Source organism: Arthrobacter sp. JUb119 (assembly GCF_024807995.1).
Classification (GTDB): Bacteria; Actinomycetota; Actinomycetes; order Actinomycetales; family Micrococcaceae; genus Glutamicibacter.
The window spans coordinates 36278-54790 of record NZ_JANUFE010000001.1; the positions used below are offsets into that span (position 1 = coordinate 36278).

The 18513-nt window shown below is 61.3% G+C and carries 18 protein-coding genes; 11 read left to right on the plus strand and 7 right to left on the minus strand.

Annotated elements, in window-relative coordinates; genetic code table 11:
- Positions 1-2: 2 nt before the first annotated feature.
- Positions 3-617, plus strand: a complete 615-nt coding sequence (locus tag M2368_RS00185; RefSeq protein WP_498723893.1) for an acetate uptake transporter — start codon at positions 3-5, stop codon at positions 615-617.
- Between the two features lie 80 nt (positions 618-697).
- On the opposite strand, the gene M2368_RS00190 is transcribed toward M2368_RS00185, so the two are convergent.
- On the minus strand, positions 698-1600 hold the full coding sequence (locus M2368_RS00190; protein WP_105656937.1) for a serine protein kinase RIO: 903 nt from the start codon (positions 1598-1600) through the stop codon (positions 698-700).
- A gap of 140 nt (positions 1601-1740) precedes the next feature.
- Between M2368_RS00190 and M2368_RS00195 the strand changes: the two genes are divergently transcribed.
- Positions 1741-2457: a tyrosine-protein phosphatase gene (locus M2368_RS00195; protein WP_166650714.1), complete on the plus strand. Its 717-nt coding sequence runs from the start codon at positions 1741-1743 to the stop codon at positions 2455-2457.
- Positions 2458-2567: 110 nt separating this feature from the next.
- Positions 2568-4691, plus strand: a complete 2124-nt coding sequence (gene paaZ / locus M2368_RS00200) for a phenylacetic acid degradation bifunctional protein PaaZ (protein WP_105662536.1) — start codon at positions 2568-2570, stop codon at positions 4689-4691.
- A gap of 84 nt (positions 4692-4775) precedes the next feature.
- Here the strand turns inward: paaZ and M2368_RS00205 are convergent, their stop codons facing one another.
- From M2368_RS00205 to M2368_RS00230, 6 genes are all read right to left on the minus strand, one after another.
- A complete protein-coding gene (locus M2368_RS00205; protein WP_498723894.1) occupies positions 4776-5504 on the minus strand; it encodes a hypothetical protein in 729 nt (242 codons plus the stop codon).
- A gap of 216 nt (positions 5505-5720) precedes the next feature.
- The gene (locus M2368_RS00210) at positions 5721-6338 is read right to left on the minus strand and encodes a TetR/AcrR family transcriptional regulator (RefSeq protein ID WP_105656933.1); all 618 of its coding nucleotides are present in this window, start codon (positions 6336-6338) and stop codon (positions 5721-5723) included.
- Between the two features lie 32 nt (positions 6339-6370).
- Positions 6371-7690, minus strand: coding sequence for a phenylacetate--CoA ligase family protein (locus tag M2368_RS00215; protein WP_498723895.1), 1320 nt, complete (start codon positions 7688-7690; stop codon positions 6371-6373).
- 32 nt (positions 7691-7722) lie between these two features.
- Positions 7723-8169: a hotdog fold thioesterase gene (locus M2368_RS00220; protein ID WP_498723896.1), complete on the minus strand. Its 447-nt coding sequence runs from the start codon at positions 8167-8169 to the stop codon at positions 7723-7725.
- A gap of 116 nt (positions 8170-8285) precedes the next feature.
- Positions 8286-9299 carry a GNAT family N-acetyltransferase gene (locus M2368_RS00225; protein ID WP_332489073.1) on the minus strand — a complete coding sequence of 338 codons (1014 nt, stop codon included), beginning with the start codon at positions 9297-9299 and terminating at the stop codon, positions 8286-8288.
- A gap of 20 nt (positions 9300-9319) precedes the next feature.
- A complete protein-coding gene (locus tag M2368_RS00230) occupies positions 9320-11473 on the minus strand; it encodes a S9 family peptidase (RefSeq protein ID WP_498723897.1) in 2154 nt (717 codons plus the stop codon).
- Between the two features lie 202 nt (positions 11474-11675).
- On the opposite strand from M2368_RS00230, the gene M2368_RS00235 reads away from it, so the two are divergent.
- From M2368_RS00235 to paaE, 8 genes are all read left to right on the plus strand, one after another.
- Positions 11676-13142, plus strand: a complete 1467-nt coding sequence (locus tag M2368_RS00235; RefSeq protein WP_105656928.1) for an amino acid ABC transporter substrate-binding protein/permease — start codon at positions 11676-11678, stop codon at positions 13140-13142.
- Positions 13139-13894: an amino acid ABC transporter ATP-binding protein gene (locus M2368_RS00240; protein ID WP_105656927.1), complete on the plus strand. Its 756-nt coding sequence runs from the start codon at positions 13139-13141 to the stop codon at positions 13892-13894. The genes M2368_RS00235 and M2368_RS00240 overlap by 4 nt, the downstream gene beginning before the upstream one ends.
- Before the next feature lie 195 nt (positions 13895-14089).
- Positions 14090-14539: a DoxX family protein gene (locus tag M2368_RS00245; protein ID WP_105656926.1), complete on the plus strand. Its 450-nt coding sequence runs from the start codon at positions 14090-14092 to the stop codon at positions 14537-14539.
- A gap of 141 nt (positions 14540-14680) precedes the next feature.
- Positions 14681-15667, plus strand: a complete 987-nt coding sequence (gene paaA / locus M2368_RS00250; RefSeq protein ID WP_105656925.1) for a 1,2-phenylacetyl-CoA epoxidase subunit PaaA — start codon at positions 14681-14683, stop codon at positions 15665-15667.
- Between the two features lies 1 nt (position 15668).
- Positions 15669-15959, plus strand: coding sequence for a 1,2-phenylacetyl-CoA epoxidase subunit PaaB (paaB, locus tag M2368_RS00255; protein WP_105656924.1), 291 nt, complete (start codon positions 15669-15671; stop codon positions 15957-15959).
- Positions 15956-16816, plus strand: a complete 861-nt coding sequence (gene paaC / locus M2368_RS00260) for a 1,2-phenylacetyl-CoA epoxidase subunit PaaC (RefSeq protein ID WP_498723898.1) — start codon at positions 15956-15958, stop codon at positions 16814-16816. The genes paaB and paaC overlap by 4 nt, the downstream gene beginning before the upstream one ends.
- 37 nt (positions 16817-16853) lie before the next feature.
- Positions 16854-17351: a 1,2-phenylacetyl-CoA epoxidase subunit PaaD gene (paaD, locus tag M2368_RS00265; protein WP_332489069.1), complete on the plus strand. Its 498-nt coding sequence runs from the start codon at positions 16854-16856 to the stop codon at positions 17349-17351.
- On the plus strand, positions 17348-18508 hold the full coding sequence (gene paaE / locus M2368_RS00270) for a 1,2-phenylacetyl-CoA epoxidase subunit PaaE (protein WP_105656922.1): 1161 nt from the start codon (positions 17348-17350) through the stop codon (positions 18506-18508). The genes paaD and paaE overlap by 4 nt, the downstream gene beginning before the upstream one ends.
- The last annotated feature ends 5 nt before the right edge of the window (positions 18509-18513 follow it).

Genomic DNA, 18513 nt, shown 5'->3' on the forward strand with positions numbered 1-18513 from the left:
CCATGACCGCACTGCTGACCCGAGAAGACCCCGTTGGAATCGCCTCACCAGCCGCACCGGCCAAGCCGGGCCTGGCTGACCCCGCGGCACTGGGATTGGGCGCCTTTGCGCTGACAACCTTTGCGCTGAGCCTGTCCAACGCCGGGATCATTCCAGAAGCTGGCGCCGCCGTCCTGGCGATTGCCCTATTCTACGGTGGCTTGGTCCAGCTGATTGCTGGCGTCATCGAATTCGCGAAAGGCAATGTCTTCGGCGCCACCGCGTTCACTTCCTATGGCGCATTCTGGATGGCCTTCTTGTGGCTGGAAACCAACCCGGAGGTAGCGCAGGCGGCGGGCCCGGCGGGCCTCGGTGCATTCCTTCTGGGGTGGACCATTTTCACCGCCTACATGGCGGTCGCCGCCCTGCGTACCAATGGCGTGCTGGTTGCCGTGTTCACCATGCTGACCGCGGCCTTCATCTGCCTGACTATCGGCGCCTTCACCGGCAGCACGCTGATACACGAACTCGGAGGCTGGTTGGGCCTGGTTACCGCATTCCTGGCCTGGTGCGGCTCCTTTGCCATTGTCGCGAACGCCACCTGGGGACGCCAGGTCCTGCCTACCTGGGCGAAGTAGGCGGCGGAAAGCTGGTCGCAGGCGCGCGCCCGCGGCGAATCATCGGGATTCGTCGCGGACGCGCCCAGTTCTGGCTGTCCTCAGAAGAGGTAGCTCATCAGCGAGGAGAACAATTCATCGGGGTCATTGGGCAAGCCCTTGGAAGTGAACCAATCGCAAAGATTCACGCAATCACGGTGCAGGAAGTCCAAGCCGTTCGGGTTGCCGGCCAGATCTACGCACTGCGGAACATCGATTACTACCAGCCTTTCGCCGGAGACAAGAATGTTGTACGCGGAGAGGTCTCCGTGGGCGATGCCGAGCCCGGCAAATTTCTCCAATGCTCCGGTGAGCTGGTCCCATAGCGATGGAAGGCGCGGGTCAAAGCGCGAGAGCTGCTGCAGGCGAGGCGCTGCCGCATGCTGATCGTCTGGATCGGCAATGAACTCCATGAGGATTTCGGTGCCATCTATTTGCACAGGGTAGGGAACAGGTATGCCCGCCTCGTAGCAACGGAGCAAATAGCTCCATTCGGCATTGGCCCACTGCAGAGCGGCGATCTGCTTGCCGTACGTGGAGTTGTTGCGGATAGCGCGGTTATCACGCGAACGCCGTGCGGAGCGCCCGTCGCTATAGGACTGCGAGCGGCTGAACTGCATTTGCTCGCGCGAACGATAGCGCTTTGCTGCCAGAAGGCTGCTGCGATCTTCGGTGGCACGTTCCAGCAGGAAGACATCGCCTTCCTTGCCCGTTTTCAAGATGCCCAGCTCGGTGTCGATGGCTGCGGCCTCTTCGATGAGCCAGTGCGGATACGGTTTGGGTCCGCGCAAGCCCTTCTCGATAAATGGCCATGTCGAATAACGTTGGCCGTTTGCCGGATCACCGGTCTCGGAGTCGTTCCAGACCGGCTTGTGCTTGCTGAATTTCAGTTGTTGATCGGCATCCGTGGAGGCAGCGGCGATCAGTGGCGAATTTGCGGCCTCGAGGCCAGCGGGAAAATGCATCGGAAGTAGTCCTTGGGAGAAGGGGGAAATGGCTTGTTCAGGCGGTAAGCAATCATTGTTACCCCTCCTTCAATAGACTGATTGACATTTGCCAATGACTAGAACAATACAACAGCCGGGCAATGTGTTGCAATAGGCTTATGAGCCACAGCCTTACCTACCGCAAGCAAGCCGGGGACCTGGACTGGAGCGGAGCCGTTAATGCGCGCCACATCTGCGGAGCCTTCTACCGTATGGGCAGGCATGAGTGGCTGACGGCTGAGGGTTGGCAGCAAATGCACGCTGCTGGCGTCAATAGAGTCATCGACCTGCGCAACCCGGATGAAATCCGCCGTCGCGAGCATGACCCAGCAGTGCCCGCGGCAAGCCTCGCAGGGATCGAGCTGGTGAACCTGCCGCTGGAATCGCCAGGCAATGAACGTTTCGAGTCGGTGGCGGTGCCGTACATGAATCACACCGGGATGTACCAGCTGGTCTGCGAGGAATTCGGCGACCACCTGCGGGCGGTGTTCGAGAGCCTCGCGACCGCGGATCAGGGCACGGTGGTCCACTGCTCGGCTGGACGCGACCGATCGGGATTGATAGCCACAATGCTGCTTCAGCTGGCTGGCTTGGATGGCCAGATCCTGCTTCATGATGAACTCGCGGTCAGGGGGATCAATGAGTGGCATCGCATTTCCCCTCGCAAGCACCCGTACGAGAGCTACCGCAGCGAAGAGCAAGTGCGGGCAATCATTCATGGCCGAGCTGGCGAACTGGAGAATTTCCTCAGGTGGCTCGGGTCCACGCGGAGGTATTTGCTGGACCAGGGAATGAGCGAGAACGCCGTGGAGCGCCTGCGCCAGCTGGCACGCTAAGAGCCAGGGGATCGCTGGCGAAGCAGCGAGGCGCACAAGTGTCCTCGATCACCCCTTCCTGCTATGGTTAACGGTAATACTGACCGACCGTTCAGGAAGGAATTGCGTCAATGACGACAGAACAGATCACCGTAGTACCCAGCTACATCGCGGGGAACTGGCATAGCCCAGCGGCACAAGGCGGAACCGAGGTCCGCGACGCCAATACCGGCGAAGTGCTGGTCACCGTCACCAAGGACAACTTGGATGTTGCTGGCGCCGTGGCATACGGCCGACAGACCGGCCAGCGCGAACTAGCCAAGCTCTCCTTGCATGAGCGGGCGCTCAAGCTCAAGGAACTAGCGCTGTACCTCAATGAGCGGCGCAAGGACCTGTACGAGGTTTCCTTCAAGACCGGTGCCACCAAAATCGACTCGATGGTGGACATCGACGGTGGCATTGGCGTGCTGTTCACCTTCTCTTCCAAGGGCCGGCGCGAACTGCCCAATTCCAACGTGATCCTCGATGGCCCCACCGAGCCGCTGAGCAAGGACGGTTCCTTCATTGGCACCCACATCTACACCGCGATGGCCGGCGTAGTCGTCCAGGTCAATGCCTTCAACTTCCCTGTCTGGGGGATGCTCGAGAAGTTCGCACCGGCCTTCATCGCCGGTGTGCCGACAATCGTCAAGCCGGCAACCCCCACCGGGTACCTCACCGAAGCGGCTGTGCGCATGATGCTGGACTCGGGCATCCTTCCAGAGGGTTCCCTGCAGCTGCTTTCCGGTTCTGCTCGCGACATCATGGACCACCTGGACTACCGCGATATGTTCGCCTTCACCGGATCGGCATCCACCGCAAGCAAGCTCAAGTCGCACCGCAACGTTATCGACGGAGGCGTGCGCTTCGCGGCTGAAACCGATTCCCTGAATGCAGCCATCCTCGGCCCCGACGCTGTGGAAGGCACCCCGGAATTCGACGCTTTCGTCAAGGTTGTCGTCAATGAAATGACGTCGAAGGCCGGCCAGAAATGCACCGCCATCCGTCGCAACATCGTGCCTGCAGCACAGGTGGATGCGGTCATTTCGGCCGTTGGCAAGCGCATCGATGAACGGGTGGTCATCGGCGATCCTCGAGTTGAGGGCGTCACCATGGGTGCCCTGGCTTCGCTGGAACAGCTGGCCGATGTGCGCGGGGCCGTCGAGGACATGATCGCTGCCGGCGGCGAGCTGGCCTACGGCCGCCTGGATGCCCCTGCGGTACGTGTCGCTCCCGAAAAGGACGCCGTGGCAGAAGGCGGAGCCTTCATGTCCCCAGTGGTCCTTCGCTGGAACGACGCGCGCAACCCGATGGTGCACTCGCGCGAAGCCTTCGGCCCTGTCAGTTCCGTCATCGGCTACAGCAGCGTTGACGAGGCCGTGGAACTGGCTGCCATGGGCGCCGGCTCGCTGGTCGCAACCGTGTGCACCAATGACGCCGAAGCCATGCGCGCCCTGTCCTTGGGCATTGCCGCGCACCACGGGCGCGTGCACATCCTGAACCGCGAAACCGCACGATCCACCACCGGCCACGGCTCTCCGGTTCCGCATCTGGTCCATGGCGGTCCTGGCCGGGCCGGAGGCGGCGAAGAACTGGGCGGCATCCGTTCGGTCAAGCACCACATGCAGCGCACCGCGGTGCAGGGCTCACCCAACATGATCACCGCGCTGAGCGGCGTCTGGCACACCGGTGCCCAGCAGTCCCTTGCTGGCAGCCAGCAGTTTGGCGGTAAGCCGCAGAACGTCCACCCGTTCCGCAAGTCGCTGGCTGAGCTGAAGATCGGTGACGGTTTCGTCTCGGATCTGCGTGAAGTCAGCTTGGAGAAGATCACCGAATTCGCTCACGAAACCGGCGATACCTTCTATGCGCACACCGATCAGGCCGCCGCCGAAGCCAACCCGTTCTTCCCGGGAATCGTGGCCCACGGCTACTTGCTGGTTTCCTGGGCCGCGGGACTGTTCGTGGAGCCCGCTCCGGGACCCGTCTTGGCTAACTACGGCCTTGAATCACTGCGATTCATCACCCCTGTAGCTGCCGGCGACTCGATTCGCGTCACCCTGACGGCCAAGAAAATCACCCCGCGCGTCACCGACGAATACGGCGAGGTTGCTTGGGATGCGGTGCTGCACAACCAGAACGATGAACTGGTCGCCACCTACGACGTGCTGACCTTGGTTGAAAAGACCGACTCGACCTATGCCAACTGGAACGGCTAAGTCCGGCTGACCCCTTCGCGGGAAACAAGAAATGGCGTTGGGCCACGATGAGGAAATCGTGGTCCAACGCCATTTTCGCGAAGCCTAGGAAGCGCCGTTGCTTCCGTGCTGCTTGTTCAGCTTCGCCAAGGTAGCTTCCTTGGCGGCATCCAGGGCCAGCTCGGCCTCGGAGAGCTCTGCAATGCCTTGACCGGCCTGGCCGGCGGCTGGCAGGTTGCGCCAGAGGAAGAAGCCGTACAGTGCCGCCAAGGCGATGAAGACGAACAGGCCCAGCATGCCCAGCATTGGGGAGATCAGGAAGTAGACGACCAGATCGGCAACGGCGGCCACGGCCAGCACCAGCCAGCCAGCTCGCACACCGCGGGCAACCATGACGAACGATGCGAAGATGGCCGCATCAGCGAAGTACAGCACCCAGATTTCCGGGGTTGCACTCATGAAGCCGCCATTGAAGAGGAACGGGCCGAAGCGCAAGGCGACCAGCAGGATCAGGCCCACGAGCAGGCCGAGCGCGGACCACACTGACACCGGGGTGCCAGTGACCATGCGGGTGAACTTTCCCTTGAGCTCGTAGCGGGAGAAGCGCCAGAGGCCGAAGATTGCAATCAGCAGCAGCGGAACGGCGTAGATCAGGCCCAGCAGGTCGAACTGCATCGAAGAAATGACCGGGCCTACGAAGACACCCAGGATCAGGGTCCACCAACCCAGGTCGTTGCGGTGCGCCAGCAGTGCGGCGGAGACGAAGACGAGCAGCATGCTCGCAGCCGAGAGCAAAATCTGGACAAAGGAACTACTGCTGTCGGCGGTAGCCATGAAAAGGGTTTCTAAGATGGAATCCACAGCGCTCTTCACTTGGTTGATCGAGAATGACAGGTGCTAAAGCACCCCTTCGATGCTAACGGTGATTTCTGTGAGGACGGCAAGATTACAAGGTTGGCTGCGCCACATTGCAGCGGACGCCCAGCCCGGTTAGCGACGTCGGCTCCCGACTGGAAGGCGGGAGCCGATATGGGGAGCCCGGACTTGGAATCAGGCGCCGCCGGTATGCAGGCCGTTGAAGAGCAGCGAAACAGCCTGGTCCTCCAACTCGGGTCCGTCGATCGGCCCGTCAGCGCGGTACCAGTCCACCACTGAGTTGATCAAGCCGAAAAGCAGCCTGGCGGTGGCCCGAGGTTCCAAGTCGGCACGCAACTTGCCATCCGACTGCGCGGCGGTCACCAATTCTGCCAGCTGGCGGTCCATTGCGCGGCGGCGTTCCAGCGCCTGGCGTTCCAGATCAGTGTTGCCACGCAGACGCAACAACAAGGTCACGTAGGAACGCTTGGCCAGCAGGATCCTGAAGGTTGCGCGCAGGAAGAATTCCAGACGCTCATCCGCGGTGCCCTCATGCGAGCGGACCTCGGCGATCACCGCCTCCAGGGGAATCAGCGCCTCATCCAACGCTAGGCGCAGCAGGTCCTCTTTCGACGGGACATGGTGGTAAATCGCGGATTTGCTGATACCCAGTCGGTCGGCGAGCTTGCCCATGGAGGTCGCGTCGTAGCCGTATTCGTTGAATGCCTCGACAGCAATGCGCAAAACGGTTTCTTGATCGTAACCAGGGCGGCCACGCTTGGCCGGACGGTTGGCAGTATCGGTAGTTTCCATGATTAGTTGATTATCCCATGTCCCGGCGGAGGCTAGTTAGCGCGCATGTCGTAGATGCGCTTGAGCTTGCCCATGGAGCGTTCCAGGGATTCCGGTTCGACAACGTCGATGGCGCAGGAAGAACCGACATGGATCTTGATCAGCTTGGCCAGTTCCTTGGCGCCGTTGGTGGCATCTTCGATGGACGCCTCGCCGCGGCGCTCCACCTTCACCGCCAGCTGGTCCATGCGATCCGGACGGGTCAGGATCAGCTGGAAGTGCGGCGACAGGGTCGGCACCTTCAGGATCAATTCCTCGATCTGGCTTGGGAACAGGTTCACGCCGCGCAGGATGATCATGTCATCGCTGCGTCCGGTGATGCGGCCCATGCGGCGGTGGCCCGGTCGGCTGGTGCCAGGCATCAGGCGGGTCAAATCGTGGGTGCGGTAGCGGATGATCGGCAGGGCCTGCTTGGTCAGCGAGGTGAAGACCAATTCACCGTGCTCGCCATCGGGCAGCACCTTGGTTTCGTCGAAGGCATCAATGATTTCCGGGCGGAAGTGGTCTTCCCAGATGTGGCTGCCATCCTTGCGTTCTCCGGATTCGCCGGCCACCCCGGGGCCCATGACCTCGGAGAGGCCGTAGATGTCGCAGGCGGTGATGTTGAACATCTCTTCCAGCTCGTGGCGCATCTCTTCGGTCCATGGTTCGGCACCGAGGACGGCCACCTTCAGCGAGGTGGACCGCGGATCAAGGCCCTTGCGCTGCATGGCATCGCCAATGGTCAACAGGTAGGTCGGCGTGCACAGGATCGCATCAGGCTCGAAATCCTGGATCAGCGAAATCTGCTTGTCGGTCTGGCCTCCGGACATGGGGATCACAGTGGCCCCGAGGTACTCGGCAGCGGCATGCGCGCCCAGTCCGCCGGTGAACAGCCCGTAGCCGTAGGCGTTGTGGACCTTCCAGCCTGGCTTGACTCCGGCCAGGCGCAGGCAGCGGGCGCCGAGCTTGGCCCAGTCCTCCAGGTCCTTCTTGGTGTAGCCCACCACGGTGGGCTGGCCAGTGGTACCCGAGGAGGCATGGATGCGGGCGACCTCATGCTGCGGAACGGCGAACATGCCGAAAGGGTAGTTCTTGCGCAGATCTTCCTTGTCGGTGAAGGGGAACTTGGCGAGGTCGCTCAGTTCCTTCAGGTCATCCGGGTGCACGCCAGCGGCATCGTACTTCGCCTTGTAGTACGGAACGTTGTTGTAAGCATGGTGCAGAGTTTCCTTCAAGCGGGTCAGCTGGATCGCTTCGATCTGCTCACGGCTCATGGTTTCTTCCGGATCAAGCGGATTCGGAAGGCTGTCGCGGTCGGTGTTCTGGGACATGCTAATACTTTCGTGTCGAGTGGGCAGGGTGCTTAGCGGTTCTTCGGTTTCCGGACGGTGCGCGATCGTCCGCGGAACTCTGCGACGGTTTCAATTGAGCCGTCGGCCGCTGGCTGGGTCACCTTGATGTCGTAGATCCCGCTGCGGCCTTGCTGCGAGACACGGTTGCCGGTGGCAGTCAGCACTCGTCCGGGAATGGCTGGCTTGAGGAAGTTGACGTCGGCGCCGGAGGCTACCGTGATGGTCTCGTCGGAGCCTGCCTGCGGATTGCAGCTCAGTGCGAACGCAGTGTCGGCCAGAGCGAAGATCATTCCGCCGTGGCCAATGCCGAAGCCGTTGAGCATTTCCTGCCGGAGCGCCATGGTGATGACTGCGTGGCCGTCGGAGACCTCGACGACTTCGATTCCCATCCACTGGGTGGCGTAGTCATTGCGGAGAATGGCGTGCGGGACCGAATTCTCTAGCTGTGTTTCGCTCATCATCTTCCTTCGCCGAATTATTTACCGAACGATCATTAGGTAATAACATTATGTGAGCTAAGTCAAGTTATGCGGCCGTATCGGCGGTACTGTTTCAGCGATGAAGCGCAGCGGATTCAGGCGGTGAAAATTCGTTGATGGACGTCAAGGATGAAAGGTTCCTTGATCCGGTTGTAGTCCATGACCAGGCCGTTCTCGCCGTCGCTTGCAGCCAATGCGCGGGCGGCTTCCCGCTTTACCGCGGCGTATGCCAAACGGTCGGCTTCATGGTGTTTCAGATGCTCGCGGAAAATCACGAGCCGCAGATACTCGGGGCTTCCTGCGCTGAAGACATGGATATTGGCCTCGGGGAGCCGCGAACCGGCAGCGGGCTTGAGCATGCGGTGGCCATACCAGCCAGGTTCACGATGCCAAAGAAGCATGCCGCTGGATTCCAGCGCCGGAACGTAGGACGCTTCCTGATCCGCGTCGGGGACCAGCAAGACGATGTCGATGATCGGCTTGGCGGGCAGGTCCGGAACGGATGTCGAGCCGGTGTGTTCAATGGCCAACGCGGTGGCCCCCAGGACACTGGCGATTCGATGGTGCAGGCGGTGGAAGTCCCTGGCCCATTGCTTCGATGGCTCGGCAATCTCTATGAGGCCGCGCATCAGCTCTCCACCCACGGCCTCGTATTCCGGATCTTCATCTGGCTGGTCGGTGAGCAGCGGGTAGAAGGGCAAGGTGCACAGGTACCGCCGGGCATCCGGCCAGCGCGGGTCGGCAGAAGACTGCGAAACAACGCAACCCAGCGAGCGGTAAAAACCCACCGCATCCTCTGCAGTGGTGGCCCAAACGTTCTTCTCATGGCAGTCGCGCAGCTCAGCGAGCAGCCTCGAGCCCAGCCCCCGGCCCTGGTGGGATGTTTCCACGGCCAGGTATTCAACGCACACCGCGTATTTGCCGCTGTGCCGGTAGGCGGCCAGTGCCGCAATATCGCCCGCGGCAGTGGCGATGGCAAGCACCTCAAGGCCTTCGCATTCATCGAGCAGCACTTCAAGCGCCTGCTCGTTGGCAGGTTCGGCGGCCAGCACCAGCAAGCGGCGAATCGCAGGGTCGTTGCGGTAGTCGCTGATCTTGATGTGGTGCATGGCCGCCGTTCCTTTGCTACTTAGATTTCGTCGGTGCATCCCAGGGCGTCCAAGGCGAAGGCGTAGTCCCACGCGCGGGCCTTCCAGGACTCGTAACGTCCCGAAGCGCCGCCGTGACCGCCATCCATTTCGGTCTTCAGCACAATCGGGGCCTGTCCGGTACCGACTTCCCGCAGCTTGGCCACCCATTTGGCTGGCTCCACATACAGTACACGGGTGTCATTGAGCGAGGTGACCGCAGCGATCTTCGGGTAATCCTGTGCTGTGACGTTTTCGTAGGGAGTGTAGGACTTCATGTAGTCGTAGACCTCCTTGCTCTCGATCGGGTTGCCCCATTCTTCCCATTCCAGTGCCGAGAGCGGAAGCTCTGGATCCAGGATGGAGGTCAAGGCATCGACGAACGGCACCTGGGCGATGATCGCGGTATACAGCTGCGGAGCCATGTTCGCGACAGCGCCCATCAGCAGTCCGCCGGCCGAACCGCCCAGGGCGGCGATGCGCTGCGGATCGGCCCACCCGGAATCGAGCAGGTACTGTGTGGAATCAATGAAGTCGGTGAAGGTGTTCTTCTTGTGCAGCTTCTTGCCCTGCAGGTACCAGTTGCGGCCCAGCTCGCCGCCGCCGCGCACGTGGGCAATGACAAAGACCACTCCGCGATCCAGCACGCTCAAGCGAGGGATGCCGAAACCAGGATCCATGGAGGCCTCGTAGGAACCGTAGCCGTAGATCAGCACCGGCTGCGGAACCGAGGTATCCAGGTCGGCACGGCGCATGATGGTCAAGGGGATCTTGGCGCCATCGGCCGCGGTGGCCCACTCGCGGGTGGACAGGTACTTGGCAGGATCGAAGTTGTTCACCGGGGTCTGCTTGCGCAGCACCAGCGACTGGTTCTGGAGCCACAGGTCGTATACGCGGGCCGGGGTGAAGTCTGCGGTGTAGCCGATGCGGATCAACGGAGCATCCAGCTCGGCAAAGGTCGCCGAGGCAGTGAACAGCTCATCATCGAAATCCGGTTCAATGGCCGGCTGCTGGGCTTTGGTGCCCAATCCGTCCAAGGCGATCAGCTGCACGCGCTCGCAGGTATCTCGGCGCACCGAGAGCACCACGTGCGAACCGGTCAGCGCGGTGCCTTCGATCTTGACCGTGTCCTCGTGGGCCACCACGGTCTGCCAGTGCGCCGGGTCGGCGTTTTCGCCCAGCTGGTCCAGGGATGCCAGCGACACCATGTTGTTCGGTGCCTGGTGATCGTGGGTGATCAAGGCCTGGCCGGCGCCCGGCATCAGGTCGATTCCGTGCAGCAGGCGCAAGGAGCGCGGCACCAGCAAGGTCACGGCAGCCGAAGGCTCGGCCAGATCCAGCATGCTGGTTTCAGCGTATTCGGAGTTGCCGCTGGAGATCATCAGGGTGTTGCGGTCCGGGCTCAGATCGAAGCCGAGCCACATGCCAGGATCATTTTCCTCGAAAATGATCTTGTCCTGCGTTGGGAGGGTCCCCAGCAGGTGAGCGCGAATCTGGTGTGGCCGCCAGGTTTGGTCAACCACCGTGTAGAAGACAGTTGAAGAATCGGGGGAGAAGGCCAGGCCGTAGAACACTCCTTCAATGGTGTCGCTCAGCAGCAGGCCGGTGTCCAGGTCCTTGATGAAAAGGGTGAATCGCTCATCGCCCGCATTATCGACACAGTAGGCAAGCAAGTTGCCTGCTTCATTCAACGCCATGCCGCCGAGCGAGAAGAACGGCTGCCCTTCGGCTAAGGCGTTGCCATCAAGCAGCACCTCTTCGGCAGGCAATGCAGTTTCCGCGTCGATGACCGGGGGAGTCCAGTCGGCAACAAGGTCCCCGGTGTCCGATGCCTTGACGCGGCACTGGATGGTGTAGGGCTTGCCTTCGGCCGAACGGGTGAAGTACCACCAGCCGCGGCGTCGCACTGGAACCGACAAGTCGGTTTCAACGGTGCGTGCCTTGATCTCGCTGAACAAGGCATCGCGCAGCGGCTGCTGGCTAGCGGTAATGGTGTCGGTGTACTCGTTTTCTGCGGTCAGATGCGCGATGACATCCGGGTTGGCTTTCTCCCGCAGCCACTCGTAGTTGTCGATGAAGTCATCGCCGTGGAAGCTGCGGGTGGTGGGCAGCTTTGCGGCACGCGGTGCATTGGCGGTCAACGATTCTGGAGTCATACCCCTATTCAATCCCACTGCCGTGCTATGCGGGTGCAGCTATGCTCAGCGCGGACAGAACAGCGGTTTCAAACCGATAACGATGCAAGTGCAGGCGAGTCGCGGGGTACCGGCTAGGCTTTATAAGTCCTAGGCTTGCAGGCAGAACGTATCATCTGCACCTTGGGCCATTCGCCCTTCAGTACGAGAAAGCGATACATCAGTGGAAAAGAAAAGAACAGCTGCCCCCACAGGGCGCCTGGCCCGATGGATAGCCGCGGCTGCCATCGGTTTGATGGCCCTGGTCGTCGGGGCACCCTCGGCCGTGGCCCAAGGCAGTGAAAGCGTCGAGGGCCAGACCTACGTCATCGGCACGGATACGACTTTCGCGCCCTTCGAGTTCCGCCAGAACGGCGAACTGACCGGTATCGACATGGATCTTCTGCGCGCCATTGCCGAAGACCAGGGTTTCGAAGTCGAGATCAGGTCCCTGGGCTTCAATGCGGCTTTGGCCGCCCTTTCCTCCAACCAGGTGGATGGCGTGATCGCCGGCATGTCGATTACCGACGAGCGCAAGGAGATCTACGACTTCTCCGAGCCGTACTTCGAGTCCGGCGTGCAGATGGCTGTCGCTGCCGGCAATGACGAGATCACCGGTTACGAGGACTTGGAAGGCAAGACCGTTGTCGCCAAGACCGGCGCCGAGGGCGAAAGCTATGCAAAGTCCATCGCCGAGGAATACGGCTTCGAGGTCAAGTCCTTGGACCAGTCGGCCACCATGTACGAATCGGTCAAGGCCGGTTCTGCAGTTGCCGTCTTCGACGACTACCCGGTGCTGGCCTACGGCATTGCCCAGGGCAATGGCCTGAAGACCGTCACCGACAAGGTCCCGGGCGGTTCCTATGGCTTCGCCGTGAACAAGGGCGAGAACACCGCGCTGCTGGCAGCGTTCAACGACGGCTTGGCCGAGCTGAAGGCCAACGGCGAGTACCAGCAGATCCTGGACTCCTACCTTGCCGACCCGACCGCAGCGGCGCCAAGCAACTTCTTCGACCTGCTGGTCAAGTCCATTCCCGCATTGATGACCGGTCTGTGGCACACCCTGCTGGTGACCGCGATTTCCTTCGCCATTGCCATGGCATTGGGCCTGGTCTTCGGCTTCATGAAGATCTCCGGGAACATCGTGCTGCGCGGCATCGCCACGACCTTCGTGAACATCTTCCGCGGCACCCCGTTGCTGCTCTGGGCCTTCATGTTCTACTTCGGCCTGCCGCAGCTGACCGGCTGGGAGATCAGCGTCTGGACCGCAGGCGTGCTGACGCTGTCGCTGAACGCCGGTGCCTATGTCGCCGAAATCGTTCGCGGCGGTATCCAGTCGGTGGATCCAGGGCAACTTGAAGCATCCCGTTCGCTGGGCCTGGGCTATGGCAAGTCGATGCAGAAGGTCGTGATCCCGCAGGCTTTCAAGATGATGACCCCGTCGCTGATCAACCAGTTGATCATCAGCCTGAAGGACTCCTCGTTGCTGCTGGCTATCGGCTTCACCGAGCTGCTCTACCAGGGCCAGCAGATCTACGCGGCGAACTTCCGTGTCACTGAGACGCTGCTGATCGTGGGCATTATCTACTTCATTGCCATTATGGCGCTGACCAAATTGGCAAATTATGCCGATCGGAGGTTCAACAAGTGAGCACCGTAACCGAGCAAAGCTCCAACGTGAAGATCCAGGTCAAGGACTTGCACAAGTCCTTTGGCTCCAACAATGTCCTCAAGGGCATCGACATGGATGTCCGCGAAGGCGAGGTGGTGTGCGTGATCGGCCCTTCCGGGTCCGGCAAGTCCACCTTGCTGCGTTGCCTCAACAAGCTTGAGGACATTACCTCGGGCAAGGTGGTTGTCGATGGCTTTGATGTCACCGACCCCAAGGTGGACATCAATGAGGTGCGCCGCCATGTAGGCATGGTGTTCCAGCACTTCAACCTGTTCCCGCATATGAGCGTGGCAGAGAACATCATGCTGGCGCCGGTCGAGCTCAAGAAGATGAGCAAGGCGGAAGGCCGGGAGCGCGCACTTGAGCTGCTGGAACGCGTGGGCTTGCGCGAGAAGGCCAACGCCCGTCCGGCCTCGCTCTCTGGCGGCCAGAAGCAGCGTGTGGCCATCGCCCGCGCGCTTGCCATGGCCCCGGGCATCATGCTCTTCGACGAGGCTACCAGCGCTCTTGACCCGGAGATGGTCGGCGAAGTGCTGCAGGTTATCAAGGAGCTGGCCGACACCGGCATGACCATGGTTCTGGTGACCCACGAGATGGGCTTTGCGCGCGAAGTCGCTGACCGCGTGGTCTTCATGGCTGATGGTGTTGTCTGCGAGCAGGGTGCGCCCGAACAGCTGTTCGGCAACCCGCAGCAGGCGCGTACCCAGGACTTCTTGTCCAAGGTTCTCTGAGCCGTACCGCCAAGCCAGCGGAAAACCGTGCTGTCCACGACCAGATGAAACTGGTTGCGGGCAGCACGGTTTTTTCGTGACGAAGCTTACGGGACAAAAACCTTCATATGCTTGAAGGTTCAACTTATCCCCTTGTAGGGTTGGAGCAGTAGCCACACGGGATCTTCCCGTGCCCCAATCCCTAGGAGTTAAAATATGTCCGCTCTGGAAAACAACCCGGGTCTGCAGACCGCTGCGCGTACCCTGCTTCGCTTGGCCTTCGGCTTCCTCTTCCTGGCTCATGGCTGGCAGAAATACTTCCAGTTCACCATCGAGGGCACCACTGCGGCCTTTGGCCAGATGGGCGTTCCTGCTGCCGGTTTGATTGCTCCAGTGGCGGCAACCCTGGAGATCGCCGGCGGCGCCGCGATCATCCTTGGCCTGCTGACCCGCGTCTTCGCTGGCCTGCTGGGCCTGCAGATGATTGCCGCCCTGTTCATGGTTCATGCCTCAGGTGGCGTGTTCGTGGAAAATGGCGGCTTCGAGCTTGTCCTGGCACTGGCTGCCGGCGCGCTGGCGCTGCTCTTGACGGGCCCAGGCCGCATCTCGCTTGATGCGCTGATATTCAAGGGCAAGAAGTCGGAAAAGGCGCTGGCTAACGCCTAATCCCCAGCTTCAAGGAAACCCCGGGAATTCTTTCCCGGGGTTTTGTTGTGCCTGGAGTGGGTTGGTGTTGACGTGATCGAACGCACTCTGACATACTGAACGAACGGTCAGTATGTAATTTGTTTTCGATGAGGTGAACCCATGGCCCCGACCACACCGCAGGAGCCGGGACTGAGTGCCGTCCCGAGCTACGAAGAAGAGCAGTCCCAAGCGCGTTTCGACGCCTTGATCGATCAGGACTCCCGCGTCGAGCCACGCGACTGGATGCCTGAGAAGTACCGCAAGACCCTCAGCCGCCAGATCTCCCAGCACGCGCACTCCGAAATCATCGGCATGCAGCCTGAGGCCAACTGGATCACCCGTGCTCCCTCGCTGAAGCGCAAGTCAATTCTGATGGCCAAGGTGCAGGATGAAGCCGGGCACGGGCTCTACCTCTACTCGGCTGCCGAGACCCTGGGCACCACCCGCGACGAGTACAACGAGCAGCTGCTCTCCGGCAAGGCCAAGTACTCCTCGATCTTCAACTACCCTGCACGCACCTGGGCGGATATGGGTGCTATCGGCTGGCTGGTCGATGGTGCGGCCATCGCCAACCAGGTTCCGCTGTGCCGCGCCTCCTACGGCCCCTACGGCCGTGCGATGGTGCGCGTGTGCAAGGAAGAATCCTTCCATCAGCGCCAGGGCTTCGAAATCCTGCTCTCGCTCTCCCGCGGCACCGAGGCGCAGAAGAAGATGGCCCAGGACGCCATCAACCGCTTCTACGAACCCTCGCTGATGATGTTCGGTCCGCCAGATGACCAGTCGCCGAACTCCCAGCAGTCCATGGCCTGGAAGATCAAGCGTTTCTCCAATGACGAACTGCGCCAGCGCTTCGTTGGCATGATTGCCGAGCAGGTCAAGGTCCTTGGCCTGACCCTGCCGGATCCCCAGTTGCACTTCGATGAAGAGAAGAAGCAGTGGATCCACAAGGATTTGAACTGGGATGAATTCATGGCAGTGATCAAGGGCAATGGCCCGGCCAACGCGCAGCGGCTGGAACGCCGCCGTGAAGCGCACCGCGAAGGTGCCTGGGTCCGAGAAGCCGCCGCAGCATACGCAGCAAAACAAGCACGAAGTGAGGTCGCCTAGCATGAGCCAACAGAGCAATTGGCCCCTGTGGGAAGTATTCGTCCGTTCGTCCCGAGGACTCTCGCACGTCCACGCCGGATCCCTGCATGCACCGGATCAGCAGATGGCACTGCGCAACGCCCGCGATCTGTACACCCGCCGCAATGAAGGCGTCTCGCTATGGGTCGTAAAATCCTCGGACATCATCAGCTCCGACCCCGGTGAAAAGGATTCCTTTTTCGAATCCCCGCAGGGCAAAGACTACCGCCACGCGACCTATTACAAGGCCAGTGAGGGAGTGAAGCACCTGTGAAGCACGAAGAACTCGACGAAGCGCTCGATAGCTTCGGCGACGCGCTGGCCTCGGCCACCCGCGTCACCCCGGGCAATGCCCTGCGTCCGGAGGACATCGCCGTGGACGGCGTCAAGCCAAGCGAAGAGGTTGCGCGCTACGCGCTGACCCTGGGCGACGATGCCCTGATCCTGGCGCAGCGCATGTCGCACTGGATTTCCCGCGCTCCGGAACTGGAAGAAGATGTTGCCCTGGGCAATATCGCCCTGGATATCCTGGGCCACGCCCGCTCGTTCCTGACCTACGCCGGACTGGCCTGGGACAAGACCGAAGACGAATTGGCCTACTGGCGCGAGGAAGAAGAATTCACTTCGCTGTGGATTGTCGAACAGCCTAACGGCCACTTCGGCGTGACCATCATCCGCCAGCTGATCGTTTCGATCTTCCAGAACCTGCTCTACAAGCAGCTGGCGCAGTCAAAGGACGAAACCCTGGCCGCCATCTCGGCCAAGGCAGTCAAGGAAGTCGACTACCACCGCGACCACGCCATCCAGTGGACCATCCGCCTGGGCATGGGGACCGAGGAATCAGCGTCCAAGATGCGCCATGCCCTGGAAATCCTCTGGCCGTACGTCGATGAGATGTTCCGCGATGAGGAAGTCCACCAGGACCTTGCGGGCATCGCCGTGCTGCCCTCCACCCTGCGCGTTGCATGGGATGAAGAAATCACTGCGGTACTGGCCGACGCCGGACTGGAGATTCCTGCTACCGGACAGGCCATGGCCTACGGACGCCGCGGCGAGCATTCGGAGCACCTGGGCTACCTGCTGGCGGAGATGCAAGTTCTCGCCCGCAAGCATCCCGGTGCCAGCTGGTAACTACGCAACATTTTTGCCCGAAAAGGGGGAAGCAGTCTTGAGCAAGACGATCGCTGGCGCCAAGGACCTGTTCGCTATCGCCTCCCAGGTGACCGACCCGGAAATTCCGGTGCTATCCATCGCGGACCTGGGAATCCTGCGCGAGGTGGACATGGCCGAGGACGGAACCGTGCAGGTAGTCATCACCCCGACCTATTCAGGTTGCCCGGCGATGGATGCCATCAATGGCGACCTGTACACCGCTTTCGCAGACGCCGGATATGAAAAGGTTGACGTCAAGCTGGTACTGAGCCCGGCGTGGTCAACGGACTGGATGACCGCGGAAGGCAAGGCCAAGCTCGAAGAGTACGGGATTGCCCCACCGACCGGCCAGGGCCACGCAGGTCGCGTCACCCTGGGCATGAGCGTGAAATGCCCGCGGTGCCACTCGCTGAACACCCGGGAGTTGGCCCGCTTCGCCTCGACTTCCTGCAAGGCGCTCTACACCTGCAAAGACTGCTTGGAACCCTTCGACTACTTCAAGGTGCTCTCATGACCGAAAAAACCACTCCCACCCGACGCCGGGCATCCTTCCATCGGCTCACCGTCTCGAACGTGCGCCGGTTGACCAAGGACTCAATTGAAGTCAGCTTCGCCATCCCTGGCGACTTGAGCGAGGAATACGACTACGTCGCAGGCCAGTACGTGGCGTTGCGCAAGGAAATCCCCAACGCCGAAGGCGAGCTGGTCGAACTGCGCCGTTCGTACTCGATCTGCGCCGCCCCGACGGGCGACGAGATCAAGGTGGCGATCAAGCGCGACCTGGGCGGCCTGTTCTCCACCTGGGCCAACGAGTCCCTGGCCGCAGGGGACCAGATCGATGTGATGAGCCCTGCCGGCGCTTTCATCTCCAAGCACAAGCTCACCCAGATCAATAACCCGTCGACCATCGACACCAAAGCGCAGGACCGTTTCGTGGCCGTCGCCGCCGGCTCGGGCATTACCCCGGTGCTGGCCATTGCCCGCACGATCCTCGAAGCCAATGAGCACACCCGCTTCGACCTGATCTACGCGAACAAGGCCGCCATGGACGTCATGTTCCTGGAGGAACTGGCCGACCTGAAGGACCGCTACACATCCCGGCTGGCACTGCACCACGTGCTCAGCCGCGAACAGCGCATTTCGCCGTTGCTTTCGGGCCGCATCGACGCCGAGAAGCTCACCACGCTGCTGACCAGCGTGGTCCAGGCACCGAATGTTGACGAGTGGTTCCTTTGCGGCCCATTCGAGCTCGTCCAGTTGGTCCGCGACCAGCTGGCCAGCTTGGACGTTCCCGCCGAGAAGGTCCGTTTCGAGCTATTCACCACCGGCGAGCCGACGAAGCCGCAAGGGCATATCGGCCGTCCCGTGGTGGCGGACGAGAATGAGGAAAGCTACGAGATCAGCTTCAACCTCGACGGCCTGAAGGGCGAGGTCAAGTCGCCGGTGCGGGCCAACGAAACCGTGCTGAACGCTGCCTTGCGCGTGCGCCCGGATGTGCCGTTCGCTTGCGCTGGCGGCGTGTGCGGCACCTGCCGTGCCAAGGTCACCTGCGGTACGGTCACCATGGCCGAGAACTACGCGCTGGAACCCGACGAAGTCGAAGCCGGCTACGTACTGACCTGCCAGTCGCACCCAACCAGCGAAAAGCTGAGCGTCGACTTCGACGCCTAGAAAGG

Excerpts from the sequence above, each read along its gene's own strand:
- M2368_RS00195 (WP_166650714.1), top strand. The coding sequence starts at position 1,741 with ATGAGCCACAGCCTTACCTACCGCAAGCAAGCCGGGGACCTGGACTGG.
- M2368_RS00210 (WP_105656933.1), bottom strand. The coding sequence starts at position 6,338 with ATGGAAACTACCGATACTGCCAACCGTCCGGCCAAGCGTGGCCGCCCT.
- M2368_RS00245 (WP_105656926.1), top strand. The coding sequence starts at position 14,090 with ATGTCCGCTCTGGAAAACAACCCGGGTCTGCAGACCGCTGCGCGTACC.
- paaA (WP_105656925.1), top strand. The coding sequence starts at position 14,681 with ATGGCCCCGACCACACCGCAGGAGCCGGGACTGAGTGCCGTCCCGAGC.
- paaB (WP_105656924.1), top strand. The coding sequence starts at position 15,669 with ATGAGCCAACAGAGCAATTGGCCCCTGTGGGAAGTATTCGTCCGTTCG.
- M2368_RS00215 (WP_498723895.1), bottom strand. The coding sequence starts at position 7,690 with ATGTCCCAGAACACCGACCGCGACAGCCTTCCGAATCCGCTTGATCCG.
- M2368_RS00230 (WP_498723897.1), bottom strand. The coding sequence starts at position 11,473 with ATGACTCCAGAATCGTTGACCGCCAATGCACCGCGTGCCGCAAAGCTG.
- M2368_RS00205 (WP_498723894.1), bottom strand. The coding sequence starts at position 5,504 with ATGGCTACCGCCGACAGCAGTAGTTCCTTTGTCCAGATTTTGCTCTCG.
- M2368_RS00225 (WP_332489073.1), bottom strand. The coding sequence starts at position 9,299 with ATGCACCACATCAAGATCAGCGACTACCGCAACGACCCTGCGATTCGC.
- M2368_RS00220 (WP_498723896.1), bottom strand. The coding sequence starts at position 8,169 with ATGAGCGAAACACAGCTAGAGAATTCGGTCCCGCACGCCATTCTCCGC.
- M2368_RS00190 (WP_105656937.1), bottom strand. The coding sequence starts at position 1,600 with ATGCATTTTCCCGCTGGCCTCGAGGCCGCAAATTCGCCACTGATCGCC.
- paaE (WP_105656922.1), top strand. The coding sequence starts at position 17,348 with ATGACCGAAAAAACCACTCCCACCCGACGCCGGGCATCCTTCCATCGG.
- paaZ (WP_105662536.1), top strand. The coding sequence starts at position 2,568 with ATGACGACAGAACAGATCACCGTAGTACCCAGCTACATCGCGGGGAAC.
- M2368_RS00185 (WP_498723893.1), top strand. The coding sequence starts at position 3 with ATGACCGCACTGCTGACCCGAGAAGACCCCGTTGGAATCGCCTCACCA.